The organism is Pseudomonas saponiphila (assembly GCF_900105185.1).
Taxonomy (GTDB): domain Bacteria; phylum Pseudomonadota; class Gammaproteobacteria; order Pseudomonadales; family Pseudomonadaceae; genus Aquipseudomonas; species Aquipseudomonas saponiphila.
Map to the genome: position 1 here is coordinate 1,674,729 of NZ_FNTJ01000001.1, position 26,440 is coordinate 1,701,168.

Sequence of the window (26,440 nt, forward strand, 5' to 3'; positions counted from 1 at the left end):
ACGGCGGCCTCAAGCGGAGCGGGGATGCTGAGCTGCCGCTACAGGGTCTGTAAGCGGAACAAGGCGATCTTGTTGATCTCGGCCAGCGCGCATTTGAATTCGGTATCCACGGCGTTGTGGATGCGGGTTTCGAACGCGGCGAGGATCTGGTGCCGGTTGCTGCCCTTCACCGCCATGATGAAGGGAAACTTGAACTTGGCCTTGTAGGCATCGTTCAACTCGGTGAAACGCTGGAACTCTTCGGCCGTGCATTGGTGAATGCCGGCACCGGCCTGCTCGTGGGTGCTGGCTTCGGTCAACTGGCCCTGGACGGCGGCTTTGCCGGCCAGGTCCGGGTGAGCGTTGATCAGTGCCAGTTGGGTGGCGTGATCGGCGCTCAGGAGGATATCGCTCATGCGCTGGTGCAGGCCTTCGATCTGGTCGACGGAGGCGTCGAGGCCCAGGTCGTAGGCTTTTTCAGCCACCCACGGCGAATGCTCGTAGATGTCGGCGAAGGCCTTGACGAAGTCTTCGCGGCTCAGGCTCGAGGGCTTGAGGCTGTGGAAGGCGGTCATTTCGTCGCTCCCTGGTAAGGATGGGTTTGTTGCCAGTGGCGGGCGATGTCGACGCGGCGAGTGAACCAGACCTGTTCATGGCCTTTGACGTACTCGATGAAGCGCTTGAGCGAAGCCAGGCGTGCAGGGCGGCCGATCAGGCGGCAGTGCAGGCCGATGGAAAGCATCTTCGGCGCTTCGGCACCTTCGGCGTAGAGCACGTCGAAAGCGTCCTTGAGGTAGTGGAAGAAGTCGTCGCCCTTGTTGAAGCCTTGCACCTGAGTGAAACGCATGTCGTTGGTGTCCAGGGTGTAAGGGATCACCAGGTGCGGCTTGCCGGTGGGGTTGTTGGGTTCCCAGTAGGGCAGGTCGTCGTCGTAGGTATCGCAATCGTAGAGGAAACCGCCTTCCTCCATCACCAGGCGCCGGGTGTTCGGGCCGGTGCGGCCGGTGTACCAGCCCAGAGGGCGTTCGCCGGTGATCTCGGTGAGGATGCGGATGGCTTCGAGCATGTGCTCGCGTTCCTGGGCCTCGTCCATGTACTGGTAGTCGATCCAGCGGTAGCCGTGGCTGCAGATCTCGTGACCGGCTTCGACCATGGCGCGGATCACGTCCGGGTGGCGCTGGGCGGCCATGGCCACGGCGAAGATGGTCAGCGGAATGTCGAATTCCTTGAACAGCTTGAGAATCCGCCAGACACCGGCGCGGCTGCCGTACTCGTAAAGCGATTCCATGCTCATGTTGCGCTCGCCTTGCAGCGGCTGCGCCGAAACCATTTCCGAAAGAAAGGCTTCCGATTCCTTGTCGCCATGAAGGATGTTGCGCTCGCCGCCTTCTTCATAATTGAGCACGAAGGACAGGGCGATTCGGGCATTGCCCGGCCAGTGAGGATGAGGAGGGGTGGAGCCGTAACCGATCAGGTCGCGAGGGTAGTCAGCGCTCACTGCAGTCTTCCTTCTTGTTCGTGATAACGGTGGCGTGGCGGAACCTGAAGCCGGGAAGCCAGGTGGGCGTCACTGCGATGGGGCGATTGTATACAAATTTATATTCGGTTTGTAAGCCCGTTTTTTTGCATTTTTCCCCTTTTATCGCGAGGAGTCCTGCTTGCAAGAAACTTGCCCGGTTGGTCAGCTTATGCCTGGAAAGTCGCCTGCCGCTGAGGTTTGGAGGGCGATTCGCAGGTTGTCGGGGATGGCACCGGTTGTGGGTAAATTTGTGATTATTATTGTGTACAATTTTTTTGAAAAATGTCTTAATCGGAACCTCTCCGCAGCCTTTCCACTGCTGAAACGCCGCGGTCCCCTTTCAATCACTGACTCCGGGAGGCGCGAGGCCTGTTCACTCAATGGCGCAGGCACGCAGAATCAATGGGACGTTTGACTACACATGTTTTGGATGCCGCACATGGCTGCCCCGGCAGCGCTATCAAGGTCGAGCTGTATCGGGTTGAAGGGACGCAGCTGGAACTGGTCGCCAGCACCCTGACCAACAGCGATGGCCGCTGCGACAGTCCCTTGCTGCAGGGACAAGACTACCGCTCCGGGGTCTACCAGCTGCAGTTCCATGCCGGTGACTACTACCGCGCCCGAGGCGTGCAACTGCCGCAGCCGGCCTTTCTGGATGTAGTGGTGCTGCGTTTTGGCATCAGTGCCGAGCAGGAGCATTACCACGTGCCGTTGTTGATCTCGCCCTACAGCTATTCGACCTACAGAGGAAGCTAGGACTTACCCCCAAGAATCCTGCGCAAATAGCTTCTTTTGGTCCTTGCCCGCTCACACTGCGGGCTTTTTTTTGTCCGGCATGCAGCCTTGATCGGTGTGGGAGCCAGTTTAAGCGAGAGTGGACCCTGGGCCGCTCAGAGTTGCGCAACGAAAAAGCCCCATCCAACGGGATGGGGCCTGTTTGAAGCAGGCAGGCCTAGAGGAAGACGAACTTGGCAATGAAGATCGCGCACAAGACATACAGGCTGATGGATATTTCCTTGTGCTTGCCGGTGCCGGCCTTGAGCACCACATAGGTGATGAAGCCCAGGGCAATGCCGTCGGCAACCGAGAAGGTCAGCGGCATCATGATCGCCGTGACGATCGCCGGAATGCTGTCGGTGGCCTCGTCCCAGTTGATATGGGCCATGCCGCCCATCATCAGCATCGCCACATAGATGAGGGCGCCGGCTGTGGCGTAGGCGGGGATCATGCCCGCCAGCGGCGCGAAGAACATGGCGGCGATAAACAGCACGCCAACGGTAACCGCCGTCAGCCCGGTGCGCCCGCCGGCCGCCACCCCGGCGGCACTTTCCACGTAGCTGGTCACTGGCGGTACGCCGACCACGGCACCGAAGACGCTGGAGGCGCTATCTGCCTTGAGGGCTCGGGAAAGGTTCTCGATCTTGCCGTCCGGGTTGACCAGGCCGGCGCGCTGCGCCACGCCCATCAGGGTGCCGGCGGTGTCGAACATGTGCACGAACAGAAAGGCCAGGACCACGCTGATCATGCTGACGTTGAACACCCCGGCGATATCCATGGCCATCCAGGTGGGCGCCAGGCTCGGTGGGGTGGAGAGGATACCCTTGTAGTGCACCAGGTCCATGCCCCAGCCGGCCAGGGTCACCGCGATGATGCTGATCAGGATGGCGCCAAACACCCGGTGGTAGCTGAGCACCGCGATCATCAGAAAGCAGATCGCCGCCAGCAGCGGGCCGGGCTCGCGCAGGGAACCGAGCTTGATCAGGGTCGCCGGACTATCAACGATGATGCCGGCGGTTTTCAGGCCGATCAGGCCGAGAAACAGACCGACCCCGGCGCCCATCGCATAGCGCAGGCTCACCGGAATGCTGTTGAGCAGCCATTCGCGGACCCTGGACAGGGTCAGGATCATGAACAGCACGCCGGAAATGAACACGGCTCCGAGAGCCGTTTCCCAGTGGTAGCCCATGGTGCCGACCACGGTGTAGGTGAAAAAGGCATTCAGCCCCATGCCCGGGGCCAGGCCCACCGGCCAGTTGGCGTACAGCCCCATCAGCAGGCAGCCCAGGGCTGCGGCGATGCAGGTGGCGACGAAGGCGGCGCCATGATCGATACCGGCGTCGGCCATGATGTTGGGGTTGACGAAGATGATGTAAGCCATGGTGATGAAGGTTGTCAGACCGGCAATCAGCTCGGTCTTCACCGTGGTGCCATGCAACCTGAGTTTGAAGATGCGTTCCAGCCAGCCGCTGTTCAGCGAGGGCGAGAGGTCCAGCGGAGAGGCTTCGGATTTGCGGCTTTCCACAGCGAGTACTCCTCAAGAGTTTTATTGTTTTTTCCAGAACCGGGCGTCAGAAGGTGGGCGACGGCTCTTTGAGGCAGGCAGGGCTTGCGGGGTTTGTTGACTTTCAGGTCAAGAACTCGCACGGGCGAATTATGCTTTTGTATACAAAGAAAGCAAATAATGTTTTTGCTTTTGTGTGCGAAAAATCTGCGGGCGTGGCTATATACCGGCCCCTGGTTATGCCCTGGGGCCGACTGCCGTGTATGTGCGATGGACGCCGCCCGAGCGGACGGCGAGGCAGGGCGGGATCAGTTGTCTGCGGTTTTTCCGGCCAGGGCCTGGTTCACCGCCAGCCAGCCGTCGACGGCGCTTTCTCCAGCTTCGCTGAAAGCGCGTTGCAGCAGCTTGACCTGTTCGCGGCGCAAAGCTTGTTCGAAACGCGAACCCTCGGCGCTCAGCTGCAACAGACGTTTTCGTTTGTCGCTGTCCGGAGCGACGCTGTCCACCAGGTGCATTTCCATGAGTTGGCGCAAGGGCGTGTTCAGCGCCTGCTTGCTCACACCCAACAGATTGAGCAGCTCTTTCACGCTCAGGCCCGGGTAGCGCGCGATGAAAAACACGATGCGTTGGTGCACGCGACTCAGGCCCCGGCGTTCGAGCATTTCGTCGGCCTTGGCGGTGAAGGCCTGATAACCAAAGAAGAAAGCCTCCATGGCGGCCTGTTGCGAGGTCTGGTTTTTAAGGTCAAGCATATTGACGTATCTGCGGAAGTCGGCGTAATTTCGGTCAAGCAGTTTGACGTATTCTCCCCCTCCTTCGCTAGCGGTGATCTCCATGGCTTTCTCCGAACGTGTATCGCGCCTCAAAAGCTCCCTGATCCGTGAAATCCTGGCAGCGGCCCAGCGCCCGGAAGTGATGTCGTTCGCTGGAGGCCTGCCGGCCGAAGTGATGCTGCCCAAGGTGCAGTGGCAAGACATGCCGCTGTCCATGGGGCAGTACGGCATGAGTGAAGGCGAGCCGCAGTTGCGCGAGGCCCTGGCGGCCGAGGCGCGCAGGCTGGGTGTGCCGTGTGAGGCGAGCCAGGTGCTGGTGGTCAGTGGCTCCCAGCAGACTCTTGATCTGGCGGCCAAGCTCTACATCGACAAGGGCACGCGGATCATGCTGGAGGCCCCGACCTATCTGGCGGCCCTGCAGATCTTCCAGCTGTTCGGTGCCGACTGCCTGACGGTGCCCCTGGAGGCTGACGGTCCGGACCTGGCGCAGATGCGTGCGGGCCTGGAGCAGCATCGTCCGGCCTTCGTCTACCTGATTCCGACGTTCCAGAACCCATCGGCGGTGCGTTATAGCGAGAGCAAGCGCACAGCCGTGGCGGCGTTGCTGGACGAGTTCGGGGTCACCCTGATCGAGGACGAGCCCTATCGCGAACTGTCTTTCGATGGTGGCAGTGCCACGCCGATTGTCAGTCGTCTGCAGAAGGCCAGCTGGATCTACACTGGCACGGTGTCGAAAACCTTGCTCCCGGGATTGCGGGTCGGCTACCTGATTGCCAGTCCGGACCTGTTCCCCCATCTGTTGCGTTTGAAGCAGTCTGCTGACCTGCACACCAACCGCGTCGGCCAGTGGCAAGCCATGCAATGGATCGGCAGCCGGCAGTTCCAGGAACATCTGGACGCGCTGCGCGGTTTCTATCGCCAGCGACGGGATGCTTTCCAGGTGGCATTGCATCGTCATTTCGCCGATCTGGCAGATTGGCAGGTGCCCGAGGGCGGTCTGTTTTTCTGGTTGAGCTTGAAACAGCCCTTGGATACCCGCACTTTGCTCCAGTCGGCGTTGGAGCAGGACGTGACTTTCATGCCCGGCGAACCGTTCTTCTCTGAGCCGGAACGCAATCATGGGCATCTGCGGCTGAATTTCAGCCATATCGATCCGACGCGTCTGGACGAAGGCCTCAAGCGGCTGGCCACCGTGATACGTCAAGCACAGGCTGCACAGGCAGCCTAAGGGGAGGGCCATGTACAAAGTTTATGGCGATTACCGTTCGGGCAACTGCTACAAGATCAAGCTGATGCTCAATTTGCTGGGGCTGCCCTATGAATGGCAGGCGGTGGACATTCTCGGAGGCGACACCCAGACCGAGGCGTTCCTGGCGAAAAATCCCAACGGCAAGATTCCGGTGCTGGAGCTGGAGGACGGCACTTGTCTGTGGGAGTCCAACGCGATTCTCAACTTTCTCGCCGATGGCAGCGAGTTCCTGCCCAGTGAACCGCGCCTGCGCACCCAGGTTCTGCAGTGGCAATTCTTCGAGCAATACAGCCATGAGCCCTATATCGCCGTAGCGCGTTTTATCCAAGTCTACGAAGGCTTGCCCGAAGCGCGCCGGGAGGAATACCTGAAGTTGCACAAGCGTGGCTACAAGGCACTGGATGTGATGGAAAAGCAGCTGAGTCGCACGCCTTATCTGGTGGGCGAGCACTACTCCATTGCCGATATCGCGCTCTTTGCCTACACCCATGTGGCCCATGAAGGCGGCTTTGACCTGGCCCGATACCCAGGCATCCAGGCCTGGATCCAGCGAGTGCAGAGCCATCCGCGGCATGTCGGGATGTTCGATTGAGCGGACCTGGCCGGATCTGCAACTGACCCGGGACGGCTTCGTCCCGGGCAATGGCCTCAGGCCGCCGAGAAGCGCTGGTTCAGGTAATCGATGATCACCTTGGACTCGTACATCCAGGTGGTCTGGCCGTTCTCTTCGATCCGCAGGCACGGCACCTTGATCTTGCCGCCCTGTTCCAGCAGGGTCTGGCGATCCTGCTCGTTGTTCTTGGCGTCGCGCAGGGCCACCGGCACGTTCAGGCGGTGCAGGGTGCGGCGGGTCTTCACGCAAAACGGGCAGGCGTGGAACTGATACAGGGTCAGGCCCTTGGCGGCCGCTTCGACCTTCGCCTGAGCGGCAGCTGTGCGCTTCTGCTTGCGCGGACGGGTGATGAAGTCGATGAAAATGATGAGTTGACCCAGGCCGACTCGCAGCGCTTTGACGATCACGGTATTGCCTCTTGCCCATGAATGAAGGGGCGGCAGCTTACCTGATTTTGCCGGGCGAAAAAAAACCGGCGATCATCGCCGGTTTCTTGCTTGCCGCCTGTCACTTGATCAGGCTGAGGAACTCGCTGCGGGTCGCCGCATTCTCGCGGAACTCACCCAGCATCACCGAGGTGATCATCGACGAGTTCTGCTTCTCCACGCCGCGCATCATCATGCACATGTGCTTGGCTTCGATCACCACGGCGACGCCCAGGGCACCGGTCACTTGCTGAACGGCGTCGGCGATCTGCCGGCTGAGGTTTTCCTGGATCTGCAGGCGACGGGCATACATGTCGACGATGCGCGCCACTTTCGACAGCCCCAGAACCTTGCCGCTGGGAATGTAGGCGACGTGCGCCTTGCCGATAAACGGCAGCAGGTGGTGTTCGCACAGCGAGTAGAGCTCGATGTCCTTGACCAGCACCATTTCGCTGTTGTCGGAGCTGAACAAGGCACCGTTGGTGACCTCTTCCAGGGTTTGGGCATAACCGCGGCAAAGGTACTGCATGGCTTTGGCGGCACGCTTGGGCGTGTCGAGCAGGCCCTCGCGGGAGACGTCCTCGCCCAATTGGCCGAGGATCGCGGTGTAATTCTGTTCCAGAGACATGAAACTACCTGTGGGATTTTACGCAAAGGGCAAGGGTACGGTGGCGGACACGACGCTGCAAGCGTGATGCAGCGGCTTTATTCGTCACGGCCTTCCATCATGGTGCGTTTGAGCATCACGTAAAGTGCACCGGTGCCACCGTGTTTGGCCTGGCATGAGGTGAAGCCCAGCACCTGTGGATGTTGGCGCAGCCAGGTGTTGACGTGGCTCTTGATCATGGGGCGCTTGCCGTCCAGGCGCACGGCCTTGCCGTGGGTGACGCGCACGCAGCGGATCTCGAAACGGGTGGCTTCGGCCAGAAATGCCCAGAGGGTTTCCCGGGCCTTTTCTACCGTCATGCCGTGCAGGTCGAGGCTGCCTTCGAAGGGTATCTGGCCGATTTTCAGCTTGCGCATCTGGCTTTCCTGGACCCCGTCGCGGGCCCACATCAGCTCATCTTCCGGTCCTACATCGATGACGAACTGGTCCGACAGCCCATCCACCGTAGTGGTTTCGCTGCGCACGGTGGCGGCCTGGCGCAGCTTGGCGATCTGCGCGCGGTCAGCCTTGGGTTTGCCTGTGTCGGCACGATCGTGCTTGATCGGCTTGACGCCGCGGATCTCGTTCTTGAACAGGGAAAAATCGTCGTCTTGCATGTCAGCCTCCGCGAAGGGCGGCTAGTTTACCCAACTCGGTAGATCTTCAGGCGTGCAAATCGCACCCAGATTCGTCAGTCGTGTTTTTTCATCAGGTGCGGCGCCATGTTCAACGCCAGGGGCTGGCGCATGCGCCGCCGGCAACGCCGCCACAGGCGAACGCCGACATACAGCAGCAACAGGCCAACCGTCAGAATCACCGCCGACCCCGCCGGGCTGGCATTGAGTTCTCCCAGCGCCGGAGCGCGGCCCAGCAGGCTGGCCGCACCCGCCATCGCCAGCAGTACGCCGAATGTCGCCAGCAATGCGGAGAATCCCGCCCCCAGGCGCAATCGCCAGTTTCGCGGGCTTCTGGGCCGCAACCGGCGTGCGTCAAAACCATCGGATATCTTCATTCCGACCTTCCTCAATGGGTATCGGCCCTTCGACCGGGAGTTGACCGGGTGGTTCCTGAGGCTAGGGCAATTGCTGCAAATGCGAGGCGTTTATGGATGAGCGGCCCGGCAGCCGCTCATCAGGGCTGATCAGATCAGGCTTGCGGTCTGGGCGAGGGTGGCGAAGTTGTCGGCCATGATTGCCATTTCGGTCTGCTGAACATGCTCGGCGCTGAGGATGCCGCCCTTGTGGGGCAGGTCGCGGGTGGCGCAGGCGTCTTCCACCAGGGTGCAGCGGAAACCCAGGTTCTTGGCTGCTCGCACGGTGGTGCTGACACTGGAGTGGCTCATGAAACCGGCCACGATCAGGTCCAGGGAGCCGAGGTCTTGCAGGCGTTTTTCCAGCTCGGTGCCATGGAAGGCGCTGGGCAACAGCTTGCCAATGATGGTTTCGTCGCCTTGCGGCTCAAGGCCCGGGATGAACTCGCCGCGCTCGCCCTGGGGATCGAACAGGCCGCCGACGGTGCCGAGGTGGCGCACATGCACGATAGGCCGGCCGGCTGCCCGGGCCGCCACCAGCAGTTTACGGATATTGGCTACGGCCGCGTCCATGCCGGACAGGGCCAGGGGACCGCTGAGGTACTCTTTCTGGGCGTCGATGATCACAAGGGTCGCGTGGCTCAAATTGGCCGCGGCGTAACCACGACCGCTGAGTTGAAACATCGTCTTTGGAACGGACATTCTGGGGCTCCTGTGAGTGGGGCTTTTGCGACATTGTCCTCTGGCAGAGCGCTTCTGTGAATCGCTACTAACGTAAGGTGCGCCGTTGTTGGCCTGCAGCCTTGTCAAGAGGGGCAAGGTATTGACCTTTGAGCGGTAAAACCTGCGCGGCGGACGATTGCCTGGCTACGGTTTTTCATTCGTCGTCGGCGGGCGCTTTGGCTGGTAGTATTGCCGGTCGTTTTGTCAGGAGTCTGTCCCGTGATCACTTCCCGCCTGCGCACCTTGCGCGACCATATCCGCTGGGCTGTCAGCCGCTTTCATGGGGAGGATCTGTTCTTCGGCCATGGCACTGACAATGCCTGGGACGAGGCCCGCCAACTGGTGCTCGGTGCCTTGCACCTGCCTTGGGAAATTGCCGACAGCTATCTGGACTGTGCTTTGGAAGAGGACGAGCTGGTCCATCTGCAGCACCTGCTCAAGCGCCGTATTGAAGAGCGGGTGCCCACGGCCTACCTGTTGGGCGAGGCCTGGTTCTGCGGCATGTCGTTCATTGTCGATGAGCGGGTGCTGATTCCCCGTTCCCCTATCGGCGAGCTGATCGAAAAACGCTTTGAACCCTGGCTGGGCAACGAGCCAGCGCGGATTCTCGACTTGTGTACCGGCTCCGGATGCATCGGCATCGCCTGCGCCTACGAATTCCGCGACGCCGAAGTAGTGCTGGCCGACCTGTCCTTCGAAGCGCTGGAAGTGGCCAATCAGAACATCGAGCGCCACGGCGTCGACGAGCGAGTGTTTACCGTTCAGGGCGATGGCTTCGATGGCTTGCCGGGGCAGCGCTTCGACTTGATCGTGTCCAACCCGCCTTATGTCGATGCCGAAGACTTTGCCGACATGCCGGACGAGTACCAGCATGAGCCCGAACTGGGCCTGGCCTGTGGCGACGATGGCCTGAATCTGGTGCGCCGCATGCTCGCCGAAGCCGCCGATCATCTGACCGAGAAGGGGTTGCTGATCGTTGAAGTGGGCAACAGCCAGGTTCACGTCGAGGCGCTTTATCCGGAAGTGGATTTTGCCTGGCTCGACTTCGAGCGCGGTGGTCACGGCGTGTTCATGCTCACAGCGGAGCAGTGCCGCGAACATCAGGCGCTGTTTGCTTCTCGCGTTTGAGTGATGGGCCGGCCCGCGTGATGCGGGCCTTGACCTGAACAGTCAGCAGGATGCGCCTCAGCGGTGCGTCGCAATCCAGATCAGCAGCCCCGCCTGGAATACCGCGAAGGCCACCAGGCAGGTGATGGTGAAGCGCAGGCCGGTGTCTTCACGTTTGTACTTGGTGACTTTCTCTTCCTGCTTGCGCAGATTGACTTCCAGCTCCTCCAGGTTCTGTTCGGCCTGCTGGAGCATCTGCGCCGCTTCGAGTATTTCCACAAACTGCAGCTTCTCGGTGTTCCACTGGCTCAGCAACTCGCCGACCTGGACATCCTTGACGCTGCCCTTGAGGTGCTGGGCGTCGGCATACACCACATCGAAGCCCTGGGTGCGCAACACATGATCGCGACGCAGGCGGGTGTCTTCATTGAGGGCGTCCTTGTTGGCGAGGTCGAAGCCGTCCACCCGGTAATGCGGCCACTTCTTTTGCGCCCACTGCGCGGCCTGGGCCAGCAGGAAGCGCCCGATGCCCCGGTTCAGCGGTTCGATCTGCAGCCCGCCCTCGGGCTCGAAGTGCACCCGACGGGTGTCATGTTCGACCCAGACATCCAGGTGGTTCTGTTCCTTGCGCACCCGCTGACCGGGCAGGCGGATCGTCATGCGCAGCAGGCTGTGCTCTTTGTTGCTGCGTTCGGCATAACCGAATTCGACAAAGCGCAAAGGCCGCACGCCGGTGGCGCGATCGGTCTTCAGGGGCGCCAGGCGCAGCATCTTGTGATGTTCGGCCTGAACATCCGCCCACGGCAACGGCGGTGCTTCCGGTGCGGCGGCTTCCTGCTCGGAGGCGGGTGAATTCGGGGTATCAGTCATAAGGGCAAGTCCTGTCCAATCGCTGCGCGCCGACAGCAATCGAACGGCCGGCAAAGGCTTATCGGCCGTTTTTTTCAGGACTGGAGGGTAAAAACAGCCTAACGGGTGTGAAGTCCGTCAATAAAACCGATGATCGACCGGCCCAGTTCTGCCGCCAGGGGCAGTTGCGGGTCCTTGTAGGAGGCCAGTTGGCGCTTGAGATCGTTGGGCACGATGCGCATGACGTGGTTCATGCCGTCGATCAGGGTCAGTTGGGCATCCGGTTTGGCCGCCTTGAGTACCCGGGCGTCATCGACGCTGACCTGGATGTCGTTGCTGCCCTGAATGATCAGCGCTGGCATTTTCAGGCGGGCGAAGGCGGCGGCCGGGTCTTCGCGGAACAGGGTGATCAGATAGGGCTGTACGCTGGGACGGAAGATCACTTGCAGGGCAGGCGGCACATCGGTGTCCACCTGGCCGGCCTTGAGGCTGTCCAACAGTTCATTGCTGCGCACCATCAGTGCTGGCGGCAGGCGATAACTCAATTGCTGGCGCAGGACCTGATCCACGGGCCGGGCGGTGCCGGAGATGGAGATCACCCCCGCGGCATCCAGTTGCGGTGCGGCGAGGCTGGCGATCAGCGCCCCCTCGCTGTGGCCCAGTACGATCAATTGGCCCAGGCGTGGGTCGGCCTTGAGCTTGTTGCCCCAGGCCACGGCGTCGGCCACGTAGGCATCGAGCGTCAGGTTGCGTTCATCCGGGGTCGCCGCGAGGCTGGCTGCCACACCGCGCTTGTCGTAGCGCACGCTGGCGATGTTGTGCTTGGCCAGGACCCAGGCCAGGCGCTTGAGGCTGTCGTTGCGTCCGCCGTCGGGATTGTTGCCGTCGCGGTCGGTGGGGCCCGAGCCGGAAATGATCAGCACCACCGGCACGGGTTGCTCGGACTTGGGCAGCAGCAACGAGCCATACAGCTCGCCGTGGCCGGTGTCCAGGCTGACTGGGCGTTGCAGGACGGTGGCCTGGACCAGGCCGGTGAACAGGGAAAGGCTCAAGAGAAGGGCTCGCAGCATCATCACGCCATCATGGATAAGGTGCCAGTTGGACTCGGGCAGCGGCAGAAGGTTCGAGGATGAACTAGTTGGGTAGCCTGCGTATACTTGCGCCCTTCAGTAATCCTGATTGAGTTATTTCGGCTGATTTCACGGAGCTCCCCGCATGTCCGGCAATACCTACGGCAAGCTGTTCACTGTCACCACCGCGGGCGAAAGCCATGGCCCGGCGTTGGTCGCCATTGTCGACGGCTGCCCGCCGGGTCTTGAGCTGTCACTGGAGGATTTGCAGCGTGATCTGGACCGGCGCAAGCCCGGTACCAGTCGGCACACCACCCAGCGCCAGGAGCCCGACGAAGTCGAGATCCTTTCCGGAGTGTTCGAGGGCAAGACCACGGGCTGTTCCATTGGCCTGCTGATCCGCAACACCGACCAGAAGTCCAAGGACTATTCGGCGATCAAGGATCTGTTCCGTCCGGCTCACGCCGACTACACCTATCACCACAAGTACGGTATTCGCGATTACCGCGGCGGCGGTCGCAGCTCGGCGCGGGAAACCGCCATGCGCGTGGCGGCCGGGGCCATTGCCAAGAAATACCTGGCCACCCAGGGCATCGTGATCCGCGGCTACATGAGCCAACTGGGGCCGATCGAGATTCCCTTCAAGACCTGGGATTCGGTAGAAGACAACGCCTTCTTCAGTCCCGATCCGGACAAGGTTCCGGAGCTTGAGGCCTACATGGATCAGTTGCGTCGGGATCAGGACTCGGTGGGAGCCAAGATCACCGTGGTGGCCGAAGGCGTGATGCCGGGTCTGGGCGAGCCGATCTTCGATCGTCTGGATGCCGAACTGGCCCATGCATTGATGAGTATCAATGCGGTCAAGGGCGTGGAAATCGGCGCCGGTTTCGCCTGCGTCGCCCAGCGCGGCACCGAGCACCGTGATGAACTGACCCCGCAAGGCTTTCTCAGCAATAACGCCGGCGGCATCCTCGGGGGCATTTCCTCGGGGCAGCCGATCATCGCCCACCTGGCGCTCAAGCCGACGTCCAGCATCACCACCCCTGGGCGCTCCATCGATGTCGATGGCAACCCGCTGGACGTGATCACCAAGGGCCGCCATGACCCCTGCGTGGGTATTCGCGCCACGCCGATCGCTGAAGCGATGATGGCTATCGTGCTGATGGATCATCTGCTGCGTCACCGCGGCCAGAATGCCGACGTGCGCGTCAGCACGCCGGTATTGGGTCAGCTGTAATGGCGGTTCTGCCAGTCGCCACGGCCTGATGGCCGGGGCGACGCTGCCGTACTGGCGGCTTTCCAGCTTCTACCTGTTCTACTTCGCCCTGCTGGGGTCGACCGCGCCGTTCCTGGCGTTGTATTTCGATCATTTGGGTTTTTCCAGCGCGCGGATCGGTGAGCTGGTGGCCATTCCCATGCTCATGCGTTGCGTAGCGCCCAACCTGTGGGGCTGGCTCGGTGATTACACTGGCCGGCGCCTGGCAATCGTGCGTTTTGGCGCGTTCTGCACCCTGGTCTGCTTCTCCCTTATCTTCGTCAGCAAGAGCTACGCCTGGCTGGCGATGGTCATGGCCCTGCATGCCTTCTTCTGGCACGCAGTGCTGCCACAGTTCGAGGTGATCACCCTGGCGCACTTGCAAGGGCAGGCCTCTCGCTACAGCCAGATCCGTCTCTGGGGCTCCATCGGTTTCATTTTTACGGTGGTCGCGATGGGCCGCTTATTCGAGTGGTTGAGCCTGGATATCTATCCCGTGGCGCTGGTGCTGATCATGGCGGGGATCGTGCTCAGCAGCCTGTGGGTGCCCAATGCCCGCCCCGTGGTTCAGGGGCCGCGCCTGGCCGGGGACGGATTTCTCAAGCAGTTGCGCGGTCCCGGGGTACTGGCGTTCTACCTGTGCGTGGCGTTGATGCAAATGAGCCATGGGCCCTACTACACCTTTCTGACCCTGCATCTGGAAGGTCTGGGTTATACCCGCGGCCTGATCGGCATGCTTTGGGCCCTGGGAGTAGTGGCCGAGGTGCTGATGTTTCTGGCCATGACCCGGATTCTCGCGCGGTTTTCCGTGCGCCGGGTGCTGTTGGCGAGTTTTCTGTTGGCGGCGCTGCGCTGGTTGCTGCTGGGCAGTCTGGCCGAGTATTTCTGGATGCTGTTGCTGGCGCAGGTGTTGCACGCGGCCACCTTCGGCAGTTTTCACGCCGCGTCGATTCATTTTGTCCAGCGCAGTTTCGGTGCGCGCCAGCAAGGCCAGGGGCAGGCGTTGTATGCCGCGCTGGCTGGAACCGGTGGCGCGCTGGGGGCCTTGTATGCCGGCTACAGCTGGAACGTCCTGGGCGCAACATTGACCTTTAGTATTGCCAGCGTCGCCGCCATGGCCGCAGCCGTTATCATTGCCACCCGCATGCAAGAGGAGTTGCCGTCATGAGCAGCCTGTCCGTCTACCACGTATCCAGCCCGGACCTGCCGAACAAGGTTCTGACCCATTTCGACGATATCGCGGCGACCCTGGCCGAGCAGGGCATTCGCTTCGAGCGCTGGCCGGCCACCACCCGCATCGCGCCGGGCGCCAGCCAGCTAGAGGTGCTCGACGCCTATCGAGAGCAGATCGACCGGTTGATGACCGAGCAGGGGTATCTCAGCGTCGACGTGATCAGCCTCAACCGCGACCACCCAAACAAAGCCGAACTGCGCGCCAGCTTTCTCGACGAACATCGCCATGGCGAGGATGAAGTGCGATTTTTCGTGGCCGGACGCGGTCTGTTTTCCCTGCACATCGACGACTACGTCTATGCCGTGCTCTGTGAAAGAAATGACCTGATTTCGCTGCCTGCGGGCACTGCGCATTGGTTCGATATGGGCGAGGAACCCAATCTGGTGGCCATCCGTCTGTTCACTAATGCGCAAGGCTGGGTCGCCAATCCGACCGGCGACGCCATCGCCAGCCAGTTCCCGCGGCTGGAAGACTAGGCACGAGGAACAACGGCCATAGGCCGGTCCCACGCAACGTGGGCCGGCCAGCCGAACCATGGCAGCAGGCCTTATGCGCTGTGGTAGGTCGGCAGGGCAAAGCGGTTCTGGCTTTGCAGCATGGAAATCTGTGGCAGTTCACTGGCCTGTTCGGCCAGATCCCGACGAATCGCGCTGATGGCCCAGGACAGTTGGTCGGCGGCGTGCAGCTGCGCGTAGGAAATCGAACGCTTGAACACTTTGCCTTCGCTGTTGCGCAGGGTCAGCAGGATGCCGCCGTCGGGACGAGGCTGGGTGGTGACTTCGAAGTTGGAGAACAGGGAGGAGAATTTTTCTTGGATCAGGCTCATGTCTATCAGCTCCGTTAGCTCTTGAATGGCAAGCGTGAACGGATAGGTGCAGTGATTGTGCCAGTATTGTTTTTTTAAAAAGTCCTTTTAAATCAATTAGTTATTATTTTTGTTGAAATCGTGATTCGTGCAAATTGCATGAAAGGCCATCGTGCATCCTGCATTTTGCAGGCCGGCGGCGGGTTGGGGCTGGCCTGGGCATGAGGGTGTGACTGCAGGCTCCGGCGCAAAATTCACTCGCTGATGCGGGGGTTGCAGCCTTCGGCAGAACGCAGCGGGTGAGATACAAAAGTTTGCAAAAACTCCGTGTACAGTCTCGCGACCGCTGACGTATTTTTCAGCCAGTCGCGCCGTTTCAAATCGGCCTTGGCCCTTTGCCAAAGACCTTTGCGAGGCGTGTCTGTGACATGGAATGGTTGTGGCGTGATCGAGCGATCCAGCCCACCAGATAATAAAAATACCAGGACGCCCTCCATGAACGGTCCCACCGCTCCACTGCCGGTGCTGTCAGCAGCGCTACGTTCGTTGTTCTTCCGTCCCGTCCCGGGATCCATCCACCGCCTCTGCTTGTCTGTTGCCGACACTAGGGGCGTAGCGCCCGGTTGATTCTTGTTCCAGAACTTGTCACGTCCGACCTGTGTGGTCGGGGCACAGACCTTTGTCTTCGAACCGGAGTCAGCATGAACAAGCACAATAGCGACATGATCACCTGGGGCATGATGCTGCGTAAGCTGCCCTCCATTGCCAGGGCCCTGCCGCGGGTGGTGCGCGGCGTCAGGGCGGGCAACATCGACAAGCCTGATCAGGCCTGTGGGCTGGGCTGGAGTTTCGAGCAGGCGACCTTGCGCAATCCCGATGGGCCGGCCTTGTTGTGCGGCGAGCGGGTTCTCAGTTATTCCCAGGTCAATCAGTGGGCCAACCGTATCGCCGCCTACCTGCACGATCGGGGCATCGGCAAGGGCGATGTGCTGGCGATCTTCATCGAAAACCGTCCGGAACTGCTGGTCACGGTGCTGGCGGTGGCCAAGCTCGGCGGGATCTGCGCCATGCTCAACACGGCCCAGACCCACAGCGTGCTGGCGCATAGTCTGCAGTTGGTGAAGCCGGCGGGAATCATGCTGGGCGGTGAGTTGCTGGCGGCCTATGGCGCGGTGCGCGATCAGGTGGGTATCGACCCGCAGCGCACCTGGTTCGTGGCCGATCAGGATACCCTCGTCGATCCGGGCAGTGCCCCGGAGGGGATGCTCAACCTGATGCGCGAGAGTGCCGGTTATCCCGCAGACAATCTGCAGCAGACCCAGCAGATCTTCTTCAATGACCCCTGCTTCTATATCTATACCTCCGGCACTACCGGGCTGCCCAAGGCGGGGATCTTCAAGCATGGGCGCTGGATGCGCACCTCCGCCGGTTTCGGCACCATTGCCTTGGATATGCGGCCCGACGACGTGGTGTATTGCACCCTGCCGCTGTACCACGCCACCGGGTTGTGCGTGTGCTGGGGCTCGGCCATCACCGGGGCGTCGGGATTCGCCATTCGCCGCAAGTTCAGCGCCAGTCAGTTCTGGGATGATGCGCGTCGCTACAAGGCGACGACCCTGGGCTACGTCGGTGAGCTGTGTCGCTACCTGATCGATCAGCCAGGCAGTGCGCAGGACACCGAGCATGGTGTGCTGAAAATGATCGGCAACGGCCTGCGCCCAGGAGTCTGGAGCGAGTTCAAGCAGCGTTTCGGCGTCGCTCATGTCTGTGAGCTGTACGCGGCCAGCGACGGCAATATCGGTTTCAGCAATATCCTCAACTTCGACAACACGGTGGGGTTTTCCCTGATTCCCTGGGCGTTGGTGGAGTATGCCCACGACACCGGGGCGCCACTGCGCAACAGCCAGGGCTTCATGCAGAAGGTGGCCAAGGGCGGTCAGGGCCTGCTGTTGGCGAAGATCGACGACAAGGCGCCGCTGGATGGCTACACCGATCCGGAGAAGAACCTCAAGGTGATCCTCAGGGATGTGTTCGAGAAGGGCGATTGCTACTTCAACACCGGTGACTTGCTGCGCGACATCGGTTTTGGCCATGTGCAGTTCGTCGATCGGCTGGGGGATACCTATCGCTGGAAAGGCGAGAACGTTTCCACCACTGAAGTGGAGAACATTCTCCTGGGGCATCCGCAGATTGCCGAAGTGGTGGCCTATGGCGTTGAAATCCGTAACACCAACGGCCGGGCGGGGATGGTGGCGATCACCCCCGCGCAGTCCCTGGCGACCCTGGATTTCAGCGAATTGTTGCAATTTGCCCGGCAGCAGTTGCCGGCGTATGCCGTGCCGCTGTTTCTGCGGATCAAGGTGAAGATGGACACCACCGGCACTTTCAAATACCAGAAAAGCCGCCTCAAGGAGCAGGCATTCGACCTGGAGCAGGTGGCTGATGATCCGGTCTACGCCTGGTTGCCGGGGTCGGACACTTACGTGCGGCTGACCCCGCCGATTCTGGCGGACATTCAGGCCGGACGCCTGCGTTATTGATTCTGTCTATGGCGGTTCTTGGCAAAAAAGGGATGACAGGCCGCGGCCGGCTTGGGGACACTAGCGCCTTTCCGATTGGCCGAACCTGGAGTTTCCGATGACCGACAAAAGCCGCCAGATGACTGAAGACGAGGCCGCCCAGTTTGTCGAACAGGTATTCAACGTGGCCCGCCAGGGTGACGCACAGATGCTCGACAAGCTGGCGGCCAGTGGCCTGCCGGTCAACCTGCGCAACCACAAGGGTGACACCTTGCTAATGCTGGCCGCCTATTACGGGCATGTGGACGCCGTGCAGGTGCTGCTCAAGCACAAGGCCGATCCCGAGATCCGCAACGACAATGGTCAGAGTCCGATTGCCGGCGCCGCCTTCAAGGGCGACCTGGCGGTGGTCAAGGCGTTGGTGGAGGGCGGCGCGCAAGTTGAGGGGGCGTCCTTTGACGGGCGGACCGCGCTGATGATGGCGGCGATGTTCAACCGCTGCGAAATCGTCACCTACCTGATCAGTCAGGGCGCCGATCCCAAGGCGCGCGACAGCAATGGTGTCAGCGCCCTGGAAGCCGCCAAGACCATGGGCGCGATGGACACTGCCGCACAGCTGGAAAAACTCCTCGCCTGAGCCGTCCGGGCCCGAGGGGCGAGAGCGCCAGGCCCGCCTAACAGGCGTAGGTCTGGCCGCGCACTTTAGGCTATCCTTCGCGCCTTCGAATTTCCTTGCCTTCAGGATGTGCCCATGAAAACCGCCCTCATTGAACTCATCAGCAAAATCAGCTCCGGGTGCATGGGCGACGCCGAGATCCAGCAGATCGCCGACGAAGCGGCCCAGGCCTACGCCGACCCCCAGGCGTTCCTGGCAGCCAACCCGGACATCAACTATGACGACAGCTTCCCCATTCCCCTGGGCGAGTGGGTGGTGGTTGGCAGCTTGCCGGATACCGTGCTGTTTCAGGCCGACACTTATGTCGACCTGTTCGCACAGATCGTCGCTTCCTTCGGCAAGGACGTGCCTTTCAACATCAAGCCCAAGCAGTTGGCGAAGATCGATGCCTTGACGGCCTTGAACCGCATCCAGATCCAGATGGGCAGCATGAACCCGGAGAACGGCGGCTATGTGCTGATGAATTTCAGCCAGCTACTGGATGACGAGCTGCAGATGGTGCTGGTCTACGGCAATGACCTGCCGCGAGTGCTGGAGCTGTGTGCCGAGGTCGGTATCGCCGCGGCGCCGGCCCTGGAAGCGCTGAAGATTGCCGTGCACGTCTGAATCACGGGCCTTGGTGCAACACAGCGGAACCCCGAAGACGGGCGGCTATCCTAAGGAGGCACACCATCATTTGGGAGCGACACCATGGGTTCCACCTTCAATGGCCTGATTGGCCTGATCATTCTGGCTCTGGATATCTGGGCCATCATCAATGTGCTGAAAAGCGGCGCCGAAACCGGGATGAAGATCCTCTGGGTGCTGTTGATCATCTTCCTGCCGGTCTTGGGGTTGATCATCTGGGCCATTGCCGGGCCGCGAGGCAATGTGCGGCTTTGACCCGCGAAGGTTGCAAGATGAAGAAAAGGGCCGTGAGGCCCTTTTTGTGTGTCTAAACATGCGTTGGACGAAATTTTCACAAAGCCTCAAAGACAATTCGCCGGCGTTTTTCCCCGAGCTGTAAATCCCTGCAATCTGTTGTTCCAGAGCTGTAGGAGGTGGGCTTGTCGGTAGTACCCACTAATCAATGGCAATGCCTTCAGTGATCGTGCAACATCTGCGCACCGCGTAATCCCCCGTCGCCCTGGCGACAAAAAGAGGGCAGAACGCTGCTTTTTCTTTGCAACTTAAACTTCCAATGGGTCCTAAAACGACATGGCAAACTCGGATGCCCTGAGTCAGCAGCGATCCTCGAATCGCCTGCTGCAACCGACCGTTAAATCCCATCTGGCCTACACGCTGCTGTGCGCGCTGGTCGTGATGGTGATGCTCTCTTTGTTGCGCGTTGCGCTGCTGATCTACAACCGCGAGATGATTCTCGACACCCCGGCTTCGACCTTCCTTGAGGCGTTCGCCAACGGGCTGCGTTTTGACCTGCGGCTGGTGGTCTATCTCAGCGTTCCGCTGATCCTGGCGCTGACCAGTGCCCGGGCCATGGCGGCGCGCGGACTGTTGCGCTTCTGGCTGACGGTGACCTCCAGCATCGCGCTGTTCCTCGGCCTGATGGAGATGGACTTCTACCGTGAATTCCACCAGCGCCTCAATGGCCTGGTCTTTCAGTACGTGAAAGAAGATCCGAAAACCGTGATGAGCATGCTCTGGTACGGTTTCCCGGTGGTTCGCTACCTGCTGGCCTGGGCGGTGGGGACCTGGATTCTCAGCCTGGCATTCAAGGGCGCTGACCGCGCTACCCGGCCGCGCGGCCCGTTCAGCGGAGGCAATGTCGGCACTCGGCAGATTGCGCCCTGGTATGCACGCATCGCGGTGTTCGTGGTCTGCCTGCTGATCTGTGTGGTCGCCGCTCGTGGCACGCTGCGTCAGGGCCCGCCCATGCGTTGGGGCGACGTCTACACCACCGAGTCGAACTTCGCCAACCAGCTGGGCCTCAACGGCACTCTGCAGTTGATGGCGGCGGCCAAGGATCGCCTGTCCGAAGACCGCAACAATATCTGGAAGGCGACCCTGCCTCAGCCATTGGCTCAGCAGACCGTACGCGACATGCTGCTGGTGCCGAGCGACAAGCTGGTGGATGCGGATATCGCCGCCGTGCGCCGCAACTACACCCCGGATGCGGACAAGACCCTGCCGATCAAGAACGTCGTGGTGATCCTGATGGAAAGCTTCGCCGGGCACTCGGTTGGAGCGCTGGAGCGTCCGGGTCAGGTCACACCCTATTTCGACAAGCTGTCGAAGGAAGGCCTGCTGTTCGATCGCTTCTTCTCCAACGGCACCCATACTCACCAGGGCATGTTCGCCACCATGGCTTGCTTCCCCAACCTGCCGGGCTTCGAGTACCTGATGCAGACTCCGGAAGGCAGCCACAAGCTGTCCGGCTTGCCGCAATTGCTCAGCGCCCGCAAGTACGACGATGTGTATGTCTATAACGGTGATTTTGCCTGGGACAACCAGTCGGGGTTCTTTGGCAACCAGGGCATGACCAACTTCGTCGGCCGCAATGACTTCGTCAATCCGGTGTTCTCCGACCCGACCTGGGGTGTGTCCGACCAGGACATGTTCAACCGCGGCCTGGAAGAGTTGAAGGCCCGTGATGGCAAGGGGCCGTTCTATGCCCTGCTGCAAACCCTGTCCAACCACACCCCTTATGCATTGCCGACACCATTGCCAGTGGAGAAGGTCACCGACCGTGGCAGTCTCAACGAGCACCTGACCGCCATGCGCTACTCCGACTGGGCGTTGGGCCAGTTCTTCGAGAAGGCGCGCAAGGAGCCGTACTTCAAGGAAACGCTATTTGTCGTGGTCGGCGACCACGGTTTTGGCAATGAGCAGCAGATCACTGAAATGGACCTGGGCCGTTTCAACGTGCCGATGCTGATGATTGCACCCGGTATCCAGGAGAAGTTCGGCCAGCGCGACCACACCGTGGGCACGCAGATCGATATCGTGCCGACCATCATGGGCCGCCTCGGTGGCGATGTGTTGCACCAGTGCTGGGGGCGCGACCTGCTCAACCTGCCCGAAGGCGACAAGGGCTTTGGCGTGATCAAACCCTCGGGTAGCGATCAGACCGTGGCGCTGTTGACGGCGGATCGGGTACTGGTACTGCCCAAGGAAATGCCGCCACGGCTGTACAAGTACGAACTGGGCGCTGCGCCGACTGGCGAACTGATTCCCGACGCCGCCGATGAGGCGCAGCTCAAGCAGAAGCTGGAGTCCTTCCTGCAGACCGCGACCAAGAGCCTGCTCGACAACACCGCCGGCGTGGTCAACGGCAAGCCGGATTGACTGCTGGACCTGTCCGCTCTCGTGGAGCGCTGGCAAGACCTGACTGGTAAAGAAAACACCCCTGATGGGGTGTTTTTTTTTGCCTGTCGACAGATGAGGCCATTCACTGGTCTTGAGGTATTTCCCGTTCTTCTTGGGAAAAGTTTCTTGCGGAGTAGTCGATTTCTCGCCTTCAAACAGGAAGTTTCTTGGGTTTTAGGATTCATCTGATGTTAGCCAATACAACAGACTGTAATGATCGCATCCGCTTCGGCCCGGATGGATACCTACAGCACTCCAGATCTGGCACGCAGCATTGATTGTTGAATGGTGCGGTTGTTAGTGCGCCATGACGATGGCTGAGAAGGGAGAGTTAAATGAAAAAGTTTCGGTTGGCAGTGGGTGTTGTATCTGGATTGCTCTTCGGGGCAAACAGCGCTTTTGCGCATGATGTGCTGGTAAAGTTTGAAGGTAAGGTGACGGAGTCGACCTGTGTAGTAAGCGCTGAAGATGTCAAGCTTGACCATGTAAGTGTCAACGCTCTTAAAGCCACAGGTGACGTTTCCTCTCCACGTCCTTTTTCTATTAATGTCAGCGGATGTGATGGCAGTAAGTTGAAGGGTAGGTTTGTAGTCAGTCCCAGCACTATTGATCCCCTAACTCAAGCGATTATTAACTCGGCTCCTGGCGGGTCATCTGCCCAGATACAGTTGGTTGATTTTGATGGTGGCACTGTTATAAAACTTCTCGAACAGTATGCTGGGGAACCACTAACTCCAATGATAACTAGTGACGATGGGGCAAATTTCCAGTTTTTTGCTCGATATCTGGCTGCTAATGGGCCGGCTACAGCGGGCGATGTAAAAGCTGAATTGATGTTTGACCTTATCTACGAGTGAAATCAAAGCCTTGAGGCGAAAGCTTCAAGGCTTTACGTTGTGAGCGAATGAATCCATGTTCTGTTGCTTCCCCTCACGGCTACTTAGTTGTATCGCCATTTCGCTGTTTTCTCTATCTGTCCAGGCCAGCGTGGTGATCGATGCTACGCGAATTGTCTATCCAGCCAAGGAGCGTGAGGTTTCTCTCAGGCTGAACAATCAGGGGCAACAAGCGGCATTGGTCCAAACCTGGATCGATGATGGACGCGTCGATGCCAAGCCCGATGAGGCGGACGCGCCATTCGTGGTAATGCCGCCCATGGTGCGGATCGACCCCAGCAAGGGGCAGTCGCTGCGCATTGCGTATGCTCCGTCAAACACCGTACCCAAGGATCGTGAGTCGGTGTTCTGGCTCAATGTATTAGATGTACCGCCATTGCCCGGCGAGCAGATCGGCAATCATATGCAGTTGGCTTTTCGTACACGTCTTAAGTTGTTTTTTCGCCCTGCGGATCTCCCTGGGACTGCAACTCAGAGCGCCGAAAAACTGCGTTGGAGCTTGTTCGGTTCTGCCAAGGATGCTGTGTTGCGTGTAACTAATGATGGAGCCTTTCATGTGTCTTTCAACTCGGTCGAGTTAAAGCTTAAAAATGGTAAGACTCTAAAAGTAAAGAATCATATGGTTGCACCAAAATCTTCTGCTGATTTCGTTTTCGAGCAAGTACCCAATACCTCGGAGATAGAGGGGGGTGTGATCTACGAATGGATCAACGATTTCGGATCCAATGTGCGTGCTGAGGCTAAACTTTCGCGATAAGAAACTCAGAAGATTCGTTGGATCTGTCACTCACTTCATGTTCGTGCCGAGGCGATTGCCTCGGTACTTTCGTCATTGCCCCATCGGGCTGACTATTTGGGCAGATTAGATGAGTGCTTTGTCAAAAGTCTTGTTTTTAGTTGAAGTCCGTAAGTTTTCTTGCATTAGAACGTGTCTGGTTGTGCGTGACGATTTTATTCCGCTAACGATGATGCTGGGTTTGTTGTGGGTGGTCAGCGATGCCGGCGAGGCCGCTGAAACAGTTCGCTTCAATCCGGCGTTTTTTGGCAACGGCCGTGGAGAAACGCTGGATTTGTCCAGCTATGAGCGAGGCAATCCGCTGACGCCTGGCACTTATCGCCTTGACTTGTATCTCAACCAGAACCGCATCGGGACTCAAGAAATCCTGCTCAGGACCTCGGCCGATGGCTCGAAGGTCGAGCCTTGCCTGCCGCCGGCTTTGCTGGAGCAGCTTGGCGTTGATTTCACCCGGTTGCCCGAGGATCAGGCCACCCAGGCTCGGGCGGCCGAGTGCCTGGGGCCTGATGAAATGGTGCCTCAGGGTCATCTTGAGGTGGACATGGCCGACTTGCGTGCCGATCTTTCCATTCCCCAGCTTTACCTGACCCGGACCAAGCGTGGCTATGTGTCTCCCAAGGAATGGGACGCTGGGGTCAATGCCGGCTTTCTTGGCTACAGCCACAACCTGTCCGAGAACCGTAGTAATGGACAGAGCAGTCGTCAGTTCTACAGCGGCCTGAACACCGGTCTGAACCTGGGCCAATGGCGTCTGCGACACAATGGCTCCTATCGCTACGATGGCCAGTCAAGTTCCGGCCGGAGCAGTCAGTACACCGCCTTGAGTAGCTATGTGCAGCGCGATATCACCGCCGCCCAGGCCCAATTGACCCTGGGTGAGTTCTATACCCCCGGCAATCTGTTCGACAGTTTTTCCTTTACGGGCATACAACTGCGAAGCGATGAGCGCATGTTGCCGGATTCGATGCGTGGGTTCGCTCCGGTGATTCGGGGTGTCGCCGATACCACCGCCAAGGTCAGTGTGCGCCAGGGGCAGAATCTGTTGTACGAAACCACGGTGTCTCCCGGGCCCTTTGCCATTGATGATCTGAACAGCGCCGGTTACGCCGGTGACCTCAACGTCACCATCACCGAGGCCGACGGGCGGACCAAAAGCTTTGTGGTGCCTTATGCCTCGATGGCCCAGCTACTGCGGCCCGGCAGTTCGCGCTTCAGCCTGAGCGCCGGACGCTTGCGCGATGACAGCCTTGATAGCCTGCCCGGTTTTGTCCAGGGAACCTATCAGTACGGCTTGTCTAATCTGTGGACCGGCTACGGCGGCAGTCTCCTGGCTCAGGATTATCGGGCCTTGCAGGGTGGGGTGGCCTTGAGCACTTCCCTGGGCGCGGTGGCGATGGATATGACTCATTCCCAGGCCTCAGGCTTGAGCGATTCCCAGGCTGACAGCCGCGCGCAACTGAGTGGCCGCAGCCTGCGCTTGTCTTACAACAAGCAGATTGAAAGCACAGCTACCAACTTCAGCGTGGCGGCCTACCGCTTTTCCAGCGAGGGCTATCTGAACTTCGACGAGTTCGCGCGCCTGCAGGACAACCCGTCGCAAAACCTGTCGCTCAAGCAGCGCAGTCGACTGCAGTTGAGCCTGAGCCAACCGATAGGCGAGCGCCTGGGGCAACTGAACTTTTCCGGTCTGGCGCAAAACTACTGGAGTCGCGACCAGGGCCGGGATGTGAGCTATCAGGTGGGTTACTCCAACAGCTTCGACTGGGGCAGCTTCAGCTTCAGCGCCACCCGCACCCGCAGCGGTAGCGGCAGCATGGACAATCAGTATCTGCTGAGTATCAGCTTGCCCCTGGGGCGCAGCCGTTATTCACCTTTCCTGAACTCGTCCATCAGTTACGACGGCAGGGGCAATCACGGCGTCAATACCTCGTTGAGCGGCAGTCTCGGCGACAGCGGCCAGGTTGGTTACAGCCTCTACGGTTCTCGCGACCTGTATGAGGGGCAGAGCAACAGCAACTATGGCGGGAACCTGCGTTATGACGCGGCCCACGCCAATTACAACCTGAGCGCCAGCCGCGGAGAGAACTATCAGCAAGCCAACTTGGCCATGCAAGGCACCCTGGTCGCCCACCCGGGAGGCATCAACGCCACCTCGGGTCAGGGCGAAACCATGGCCGTGCTTGAAGCCTCCGGTGCCAAGGGCGCTCAGGTGCTCAGCAACGCGACTACCCGAATCGCGGACAACGGGTATGCGGTGGTGACGGGGTTGACGCCCTATCGACGCAACGACATGGCGCTGGACCCTAAAGGCACCTCTCGGGATGTCGAGCTGGAGATGACTTCGCAGCAGGTGGCTCCGCGCGCAGGCGCCGTGGTCATGTTGCGTTATCCGACCGTGACGGGCCGGGCGATGCTGCTCAAGCTGGTGCGTGACGACGGCGAGGTGATTCCCCTGGGGGCGCAAGTCCTCGGTCCTACGGGGGAGGTGTTGACGCAGGTTGGACAGGGCGGTCGAGCCTTTGTCCGAGGCTTGGAAGGTCAGGGCCAGTTGTCGATTCAGTGGGGAGAAGGGCAGAACTGCCTCGCGTCTTATCGCATGCCCAGCGATCCCGCCCCGAATGACGAGTACTACCAGCAATTGGAGTTGCCCTGCCATACGGGCAGCCGAATCTTAAACAGGTAAGTAATG

The 26,440-nt window shown here is 60.1% G+C and carries 28 protein-coding genes; 15 read left to right on the forward strand and 13 right to left on the reverse strand.

What is annotated here, in order from left to right:
• Window positions 1-38: 38 nt before the first annotated feature.
• Window positions 39-554 (reverse strand): 2-oxo-4-hydroxy-4-carboxy-5-ureidoimidazoline decarboxylase, encoded by a 516-nt coding sequence (gene uraD, locus BLV47_RS08040; RefSeq protein WP_092311897.1) that lies wholly within the window; start codon window positions 552-554, stop codon window positions 39-41.
• Window positions 551-1,477, reverse strand: coding sequence for an allantoinase PuuE (gene puuE / locus BLV47_RS08045; RefSeq protein WP_060840497.1), 927 nt, complete (start codon window positions 1,475-1,477; stop codon window positions 551-553). The genes uraD and puuE overlap by 4 nt, the downstream gene beginning before the upstream one ends.
• A 423-nt stretch (window positions 1,478-1,900) precedes the next feature.
• On the opposite strand from puuE, the gene uraH reads away from it, so the two are divergent.
• Window positions 1,901-2,254 (forward strand): hydroxyisourate hydrolase, encoded by a 354-nt coding sequence (uraH, locus tag BLV47_RS08050; protein ID WP_092311900.1) that lies wholly within the window; start codon window positions 1,901-1,903, stop codon window positions 2,252-2,254.
• Window positions 2,255-2,450: 196 nt separating this feature from the next.
• On the opposite strand, the gene BLV47_RS08055 is transcribed toward uraH, so the two are convergent.
• Together BLV47_RS08055 and BLV47_RS08060 are read right to left on the reverse strand one after the other, a co-directional pair.
• Window positions 2,451-3,800: an NCS2 family permease gene (locus BLV47_RS08055; protein ID WP_092311903.1), complete on the reverse strand. Its 1,350-nt coding sequence runs from the start codon at window positions 3,798-3,800 to the stop codon at window positions 2,451-2,453.
• Window positions 3,801-4,087: 287 nt separating this feature from the next.
• Window positions 4,088-4,531: a MarR family transcriptional regulator gene (locus BLV47_RS08060; RefSeq protein WP_092317104.1), complete on the reverse strand. Its 444-nt coding sequence runs from the start codon at window positions 4,529-4,531 to the stop codon at window positions 4,088-4,090.
• Window positions 4,532-4,613: 82 nt separating this feature from the next.
• Here BLV47_RS08060 and BLV47_RS08065 point away from each other — a divergent pair, with 82 nt between their 5' ends.
• Both BLV47_RS08065 and BLV47_RS08070 read left to right on the forward strand, forming a co-directional pair.
• Window positions 4,614-5,780 carry an aminotransferase-like domain-containing protein gene (locus BLV47_RS08065; RefSeq protein WP_092311906.1) on the forward strand — a complete coding sequence of 389 codons (1,167 nt, stop codon included), beginning with the start codon at window positions 4,614-4,616 and terminating at the stop codon, window positions 5,778-5,780.
• A gap of 10 nt (window positions 5,781-5,790) precedes the next feature.
• The gene (locus BLV47_RS08070) at window positions 5,791-6,393 is read left to right on the forward strand and encodes a glutathione S-transferase family protein (protein WP_092311909.1); all 603 of its coding nucleotides are present in this window, start codon (window positions 5,791-5,793) and stop codon (window positions 6,391-6,393) included.
• 56 nt (window positions 6,394-6,449) lie between these two features.
• Here BLV47_RS08070 and BLV47_RS08075 read toward each other — a convergent pair whose 3' ends face one another.
• The 5 genes from BLV47_RS08075 to BLV47_RS08095 form a co-directional block, all read right to left on the reverse strand.
• Window positions 6,450-6,821 (reverse strand): glutathione S-transferase N-terminal domain-containing protein, encoded by a 372-nt coding sequence (locus tag BLV47_RS08075; protein ID WP_092311913.1) that lies wholly within the window; start codon window positions 6,819-6,821, stop codon window positions 6,450-6,452.
• A gap of 100 nt (window positions 6,822-6,921) precedes the next feature.
• Window positions 6,922-7,467, reverse strand: a complete 546-nt coding sequence (folE, locus tag BLV47_RS08080; RefSeq protein WP_011062625.1) for a GTP cyclohydrolase I FolE — start codon at window positions 7,465-7,467, stop codon at window positions 6,922-6,924.
• A gap of 77 nt (window positions 7,468-7,544) precedes the next feature.
• On the reverse strand, window positions 7,545-8,102 hold the full coding sequence (locus tag BLV47_RS08085) for a Smr/MutS family protein (protein WP_060840489.1): 558 nt from the start codon (window positions 8,100-8,102) through the stop codon (window positions 7,545-7,547).
• A 74-nt stretch (window positions 8,103-8,176) separates the two neighbouring features.
• Complete coding sequence (locus BLV47_RS08090) at window positions 8,177-8,497, reverse strand: hypothetical protein (protein WP_092311916.1); 321 nt, start codon at window positions 8,495-8,497, stop codon at window positions 8,177-8,179.
• 129 nt (window positions 8,498-8,626) lie between these two features.
• Window positions 8,627-9,217, reverse strand: coding sequence for a cysteine hydrolase family protein (locus tag BLV47_RS08095; RefSeq protein ID WP_092311919.1), 591 nt, complete (start codon window positions 9,215-9,217; stop codon window positions 8,627-8,629).
• A gap of 240 nt (window positions 9,218-9,457) precedes the next feature.
• On the opposite strand from BLV47_RS08095, the gene prmB reads away from it, so the two are divergent.
• Complete coding sequence (gene prmB, locus BLV47_RS08100; protein ID WP_092311922.1) at window positions 9,458-10,366, forward strand: 50S ribosomal protein L3 N(5)-glutamine methyltransferase; 909 nt, start codon at window positions 9,458-9,460, stop codon at window positions 10,364-10,366.
• Between the two features lie 57 nt (window positions 10,367-10,423).
• On the opposite strand, the gene BLV47_RS08105 is transcribed toward prmB, so the two are convergent.
• A complete protein-coding gene (locus BLV47_RS08105; protein WP_092311925.1) occupies window positions 10,424-11,215 on the reverse strand; it encodes a hypothetical protein in 792 nt (263 codons plus the stop codon).
• Window positions 11,216-11,313: 98 nt separating this feature from the next.
• Window positions 11,314-12,267: an alpha/beta hydrolase gene (locus BLV47_RS08110; RefSeq protein WP_092311928.1), complete on the reverse strand. Its 954-nt coding sequence runs from the start codon at window positions 12,265-12,267 to the stop codon at window positions 11,314-11,316.
• Between the two features lie 142 nt (window positions 12,268-12,409).
• On the opposite strand from BLV47_RS08110, the gene aroC reads away from it, so the two are divergent.
• The 3 genes from aroC to BLV47_RS08125 are packed head-to-tail and all read left to right on the forward strand — an operon-like array spanning window position 12,410 to window position 15,229.
• The gene (gene aroC, locus BLV47_RS08115) at window positions 12,410-13,501 is read left to right on the forward strand and encodes a chorismate synthase (protein ID WP_092311931.1); all 1,092 of its coding nucleotides are present in this window, start codon (window positions 12,410-12,412) and stop codon (window positions 13,499-13,501) included.
• Window positions 13,502-13,529: 28 nt separating this feature from the next.
• Entirely contained in the window at window positions 13,530-14,687 is a 1,158-nt protein-coding gene (locus BLV47_RS08120) for an MFS transporter (protein WP_092311934.1), read from the forward strand.
• The gene (locus BLV47_RS08125) at window positions 14,684-15,229 is read left to right on the forward strand and encodes a 1,2-dihydroxy-3-keto-5-methylthiopentene dioxygenase (protein WP_092311936.1); all 546 of its coding nucleotides are present in this window, start codon (window positions 14,684-14,686) and stop codon (window positions 15,227-15,229) included. The genes BLV47_RS08120 and BLV47_RS08125 overlap by 4 nt, the downstream gene beginning before the upstream one ends.
• Window positions 15,230-15,300: 71 nt before the next feature.
• Here the strand turns inward: BLV47_RS08125 and BLV47_RS08130 are convergent, their stop codons facing one another.
• Both BLV47_RS08130 and BLV47_RS35280 read right to left on the reverse strand, forming a co-directional pair.
• Window positions 15,301-15,579: a DUF3509 domain-containing protein gene (locus BLV47_RS08130; protein WP_092311939.1), complete on the reverse strand. Its 279-nt coding sequence runs from the start codon at window positions 15,577-15,579 to the stop codon at window positions 15,301-15,303.
• A 233-nt stretch (window positions 15,580-15,812) separates the two neighbouring features.
• Window positions 15,813-16,133 (reverse strand): hypothetical protein, encoded by a 321-nt coding sequence (locus tag BLV47_RS35280; protein ID WP_143038245.1) that lies wholly within the window; start codon window positions 16,131-16,133, stop codon window positions 15,813-15,815.
• Window positions 16,134-16,259: 126 nt separating this feature from the next.
• Between BLV47_RS35280 and BLV47_RS08135 the strand changes: the two genes are divergently transcribed.
• The 8 genes from BLV47_RS08135 (at window position 16,260) to BLV47_RS08170 (ending at window position 26,434) form a co-directional block, all read left to right on the forward strand.
• Entirely contained in the window at window positions 16,260-18,098 is a 1,839-nt protein-coding gene (locus BLV47_RS08135; RefSeq protein ID WP_092311942.1) for a long-chain-acyl-CoA synthetase, read from the forward strand.
• A 97-nt stretch (window positions 18,099-18,195) separates the two neighbouring features.
• The gene (locus BLV47_RS08140; protein WP_092311945.1) at window positions 18,196-18,714 is read left to right on the forward strand and encodes an ankyrin repeat domain-containing protein; all 519 of its coding nucleotides are present in this window, start codon (window positions 18,196-18,198) and stop codon (window positions 18,712-18,714) included.
• Window positions 18,715-18,828: 114 nt separating this feature from the next.
• Window positions 18,829-19,359 carry a hypothetical protein gene (locus BLV47_RS08145; protein WP_092311948.1) on the forward strand — a complete coding sequence of 177 codons (531 nt, stop codon included), beginning with the start codon at window positions 18,829-18,831 and terminating at the stop codon, window positions 19,357-19,359.
• Between the two features lie 84 nt (window positions 19,360-19,443).
• A complete protein-coding gene (locus BLV47_RS08150; RefSeq protein WP_060840477.1) occupies window positions 19,444-19,635 on the forward strand; it encodes a PLDc N-terminal domain-containing protein in 192 nt (63 codons plus the stop codon).
• 315 nt (window positions 19,636-19,950) lie between these two features.
• A complete protein-coding gene (locus tag BLV47_RS08155) occupies window positions 19,951-22,038 on the forward strand; it encodes an LTA synthase family protein (protein WP_092311950.1) in 2,088 nt (695 codons plus the stop codon).
• A 356-nt stretch (window positions 22,039-22,394) separates the two neighbouring features.
• A complete protein-coding gene (locus tag BLV47_RS08160; RefSeq protein ID WP_092311953.1) occupies window positions 22,395-22,916 on the forward strand; it encodes a fimbrial protein in 522 nt (173 codons plus the stop codon).
• Window positions 22,917-22,971: 55 nt separating this feature from the next.
• Entirely contained in the window at window positions 22,972-23,712 is a 741-nt protein-coding gene (locus BLV47_RS08165; protein WP_092311955.1) for a fimbria/pilus periplasmic chaperone, read from the forward strand.
• Window positions 23,713-23,923: 211 nt separating this feature from the next.
• Window positions 23,924-26,434: a fimbria/pilus outer membrane usher protein gene (locus BLV47_RS08170; protein WP_167365629.1), complete on the forward strand. Its 2,511-nt coding sequence runs from the start codon at window positions 23,924-23,926 to the stop codon at window positions 26,432-26,434.
• The last annotated feature ends 6 nt before the right edge of the window (window positions 26,435-26,440 follow it).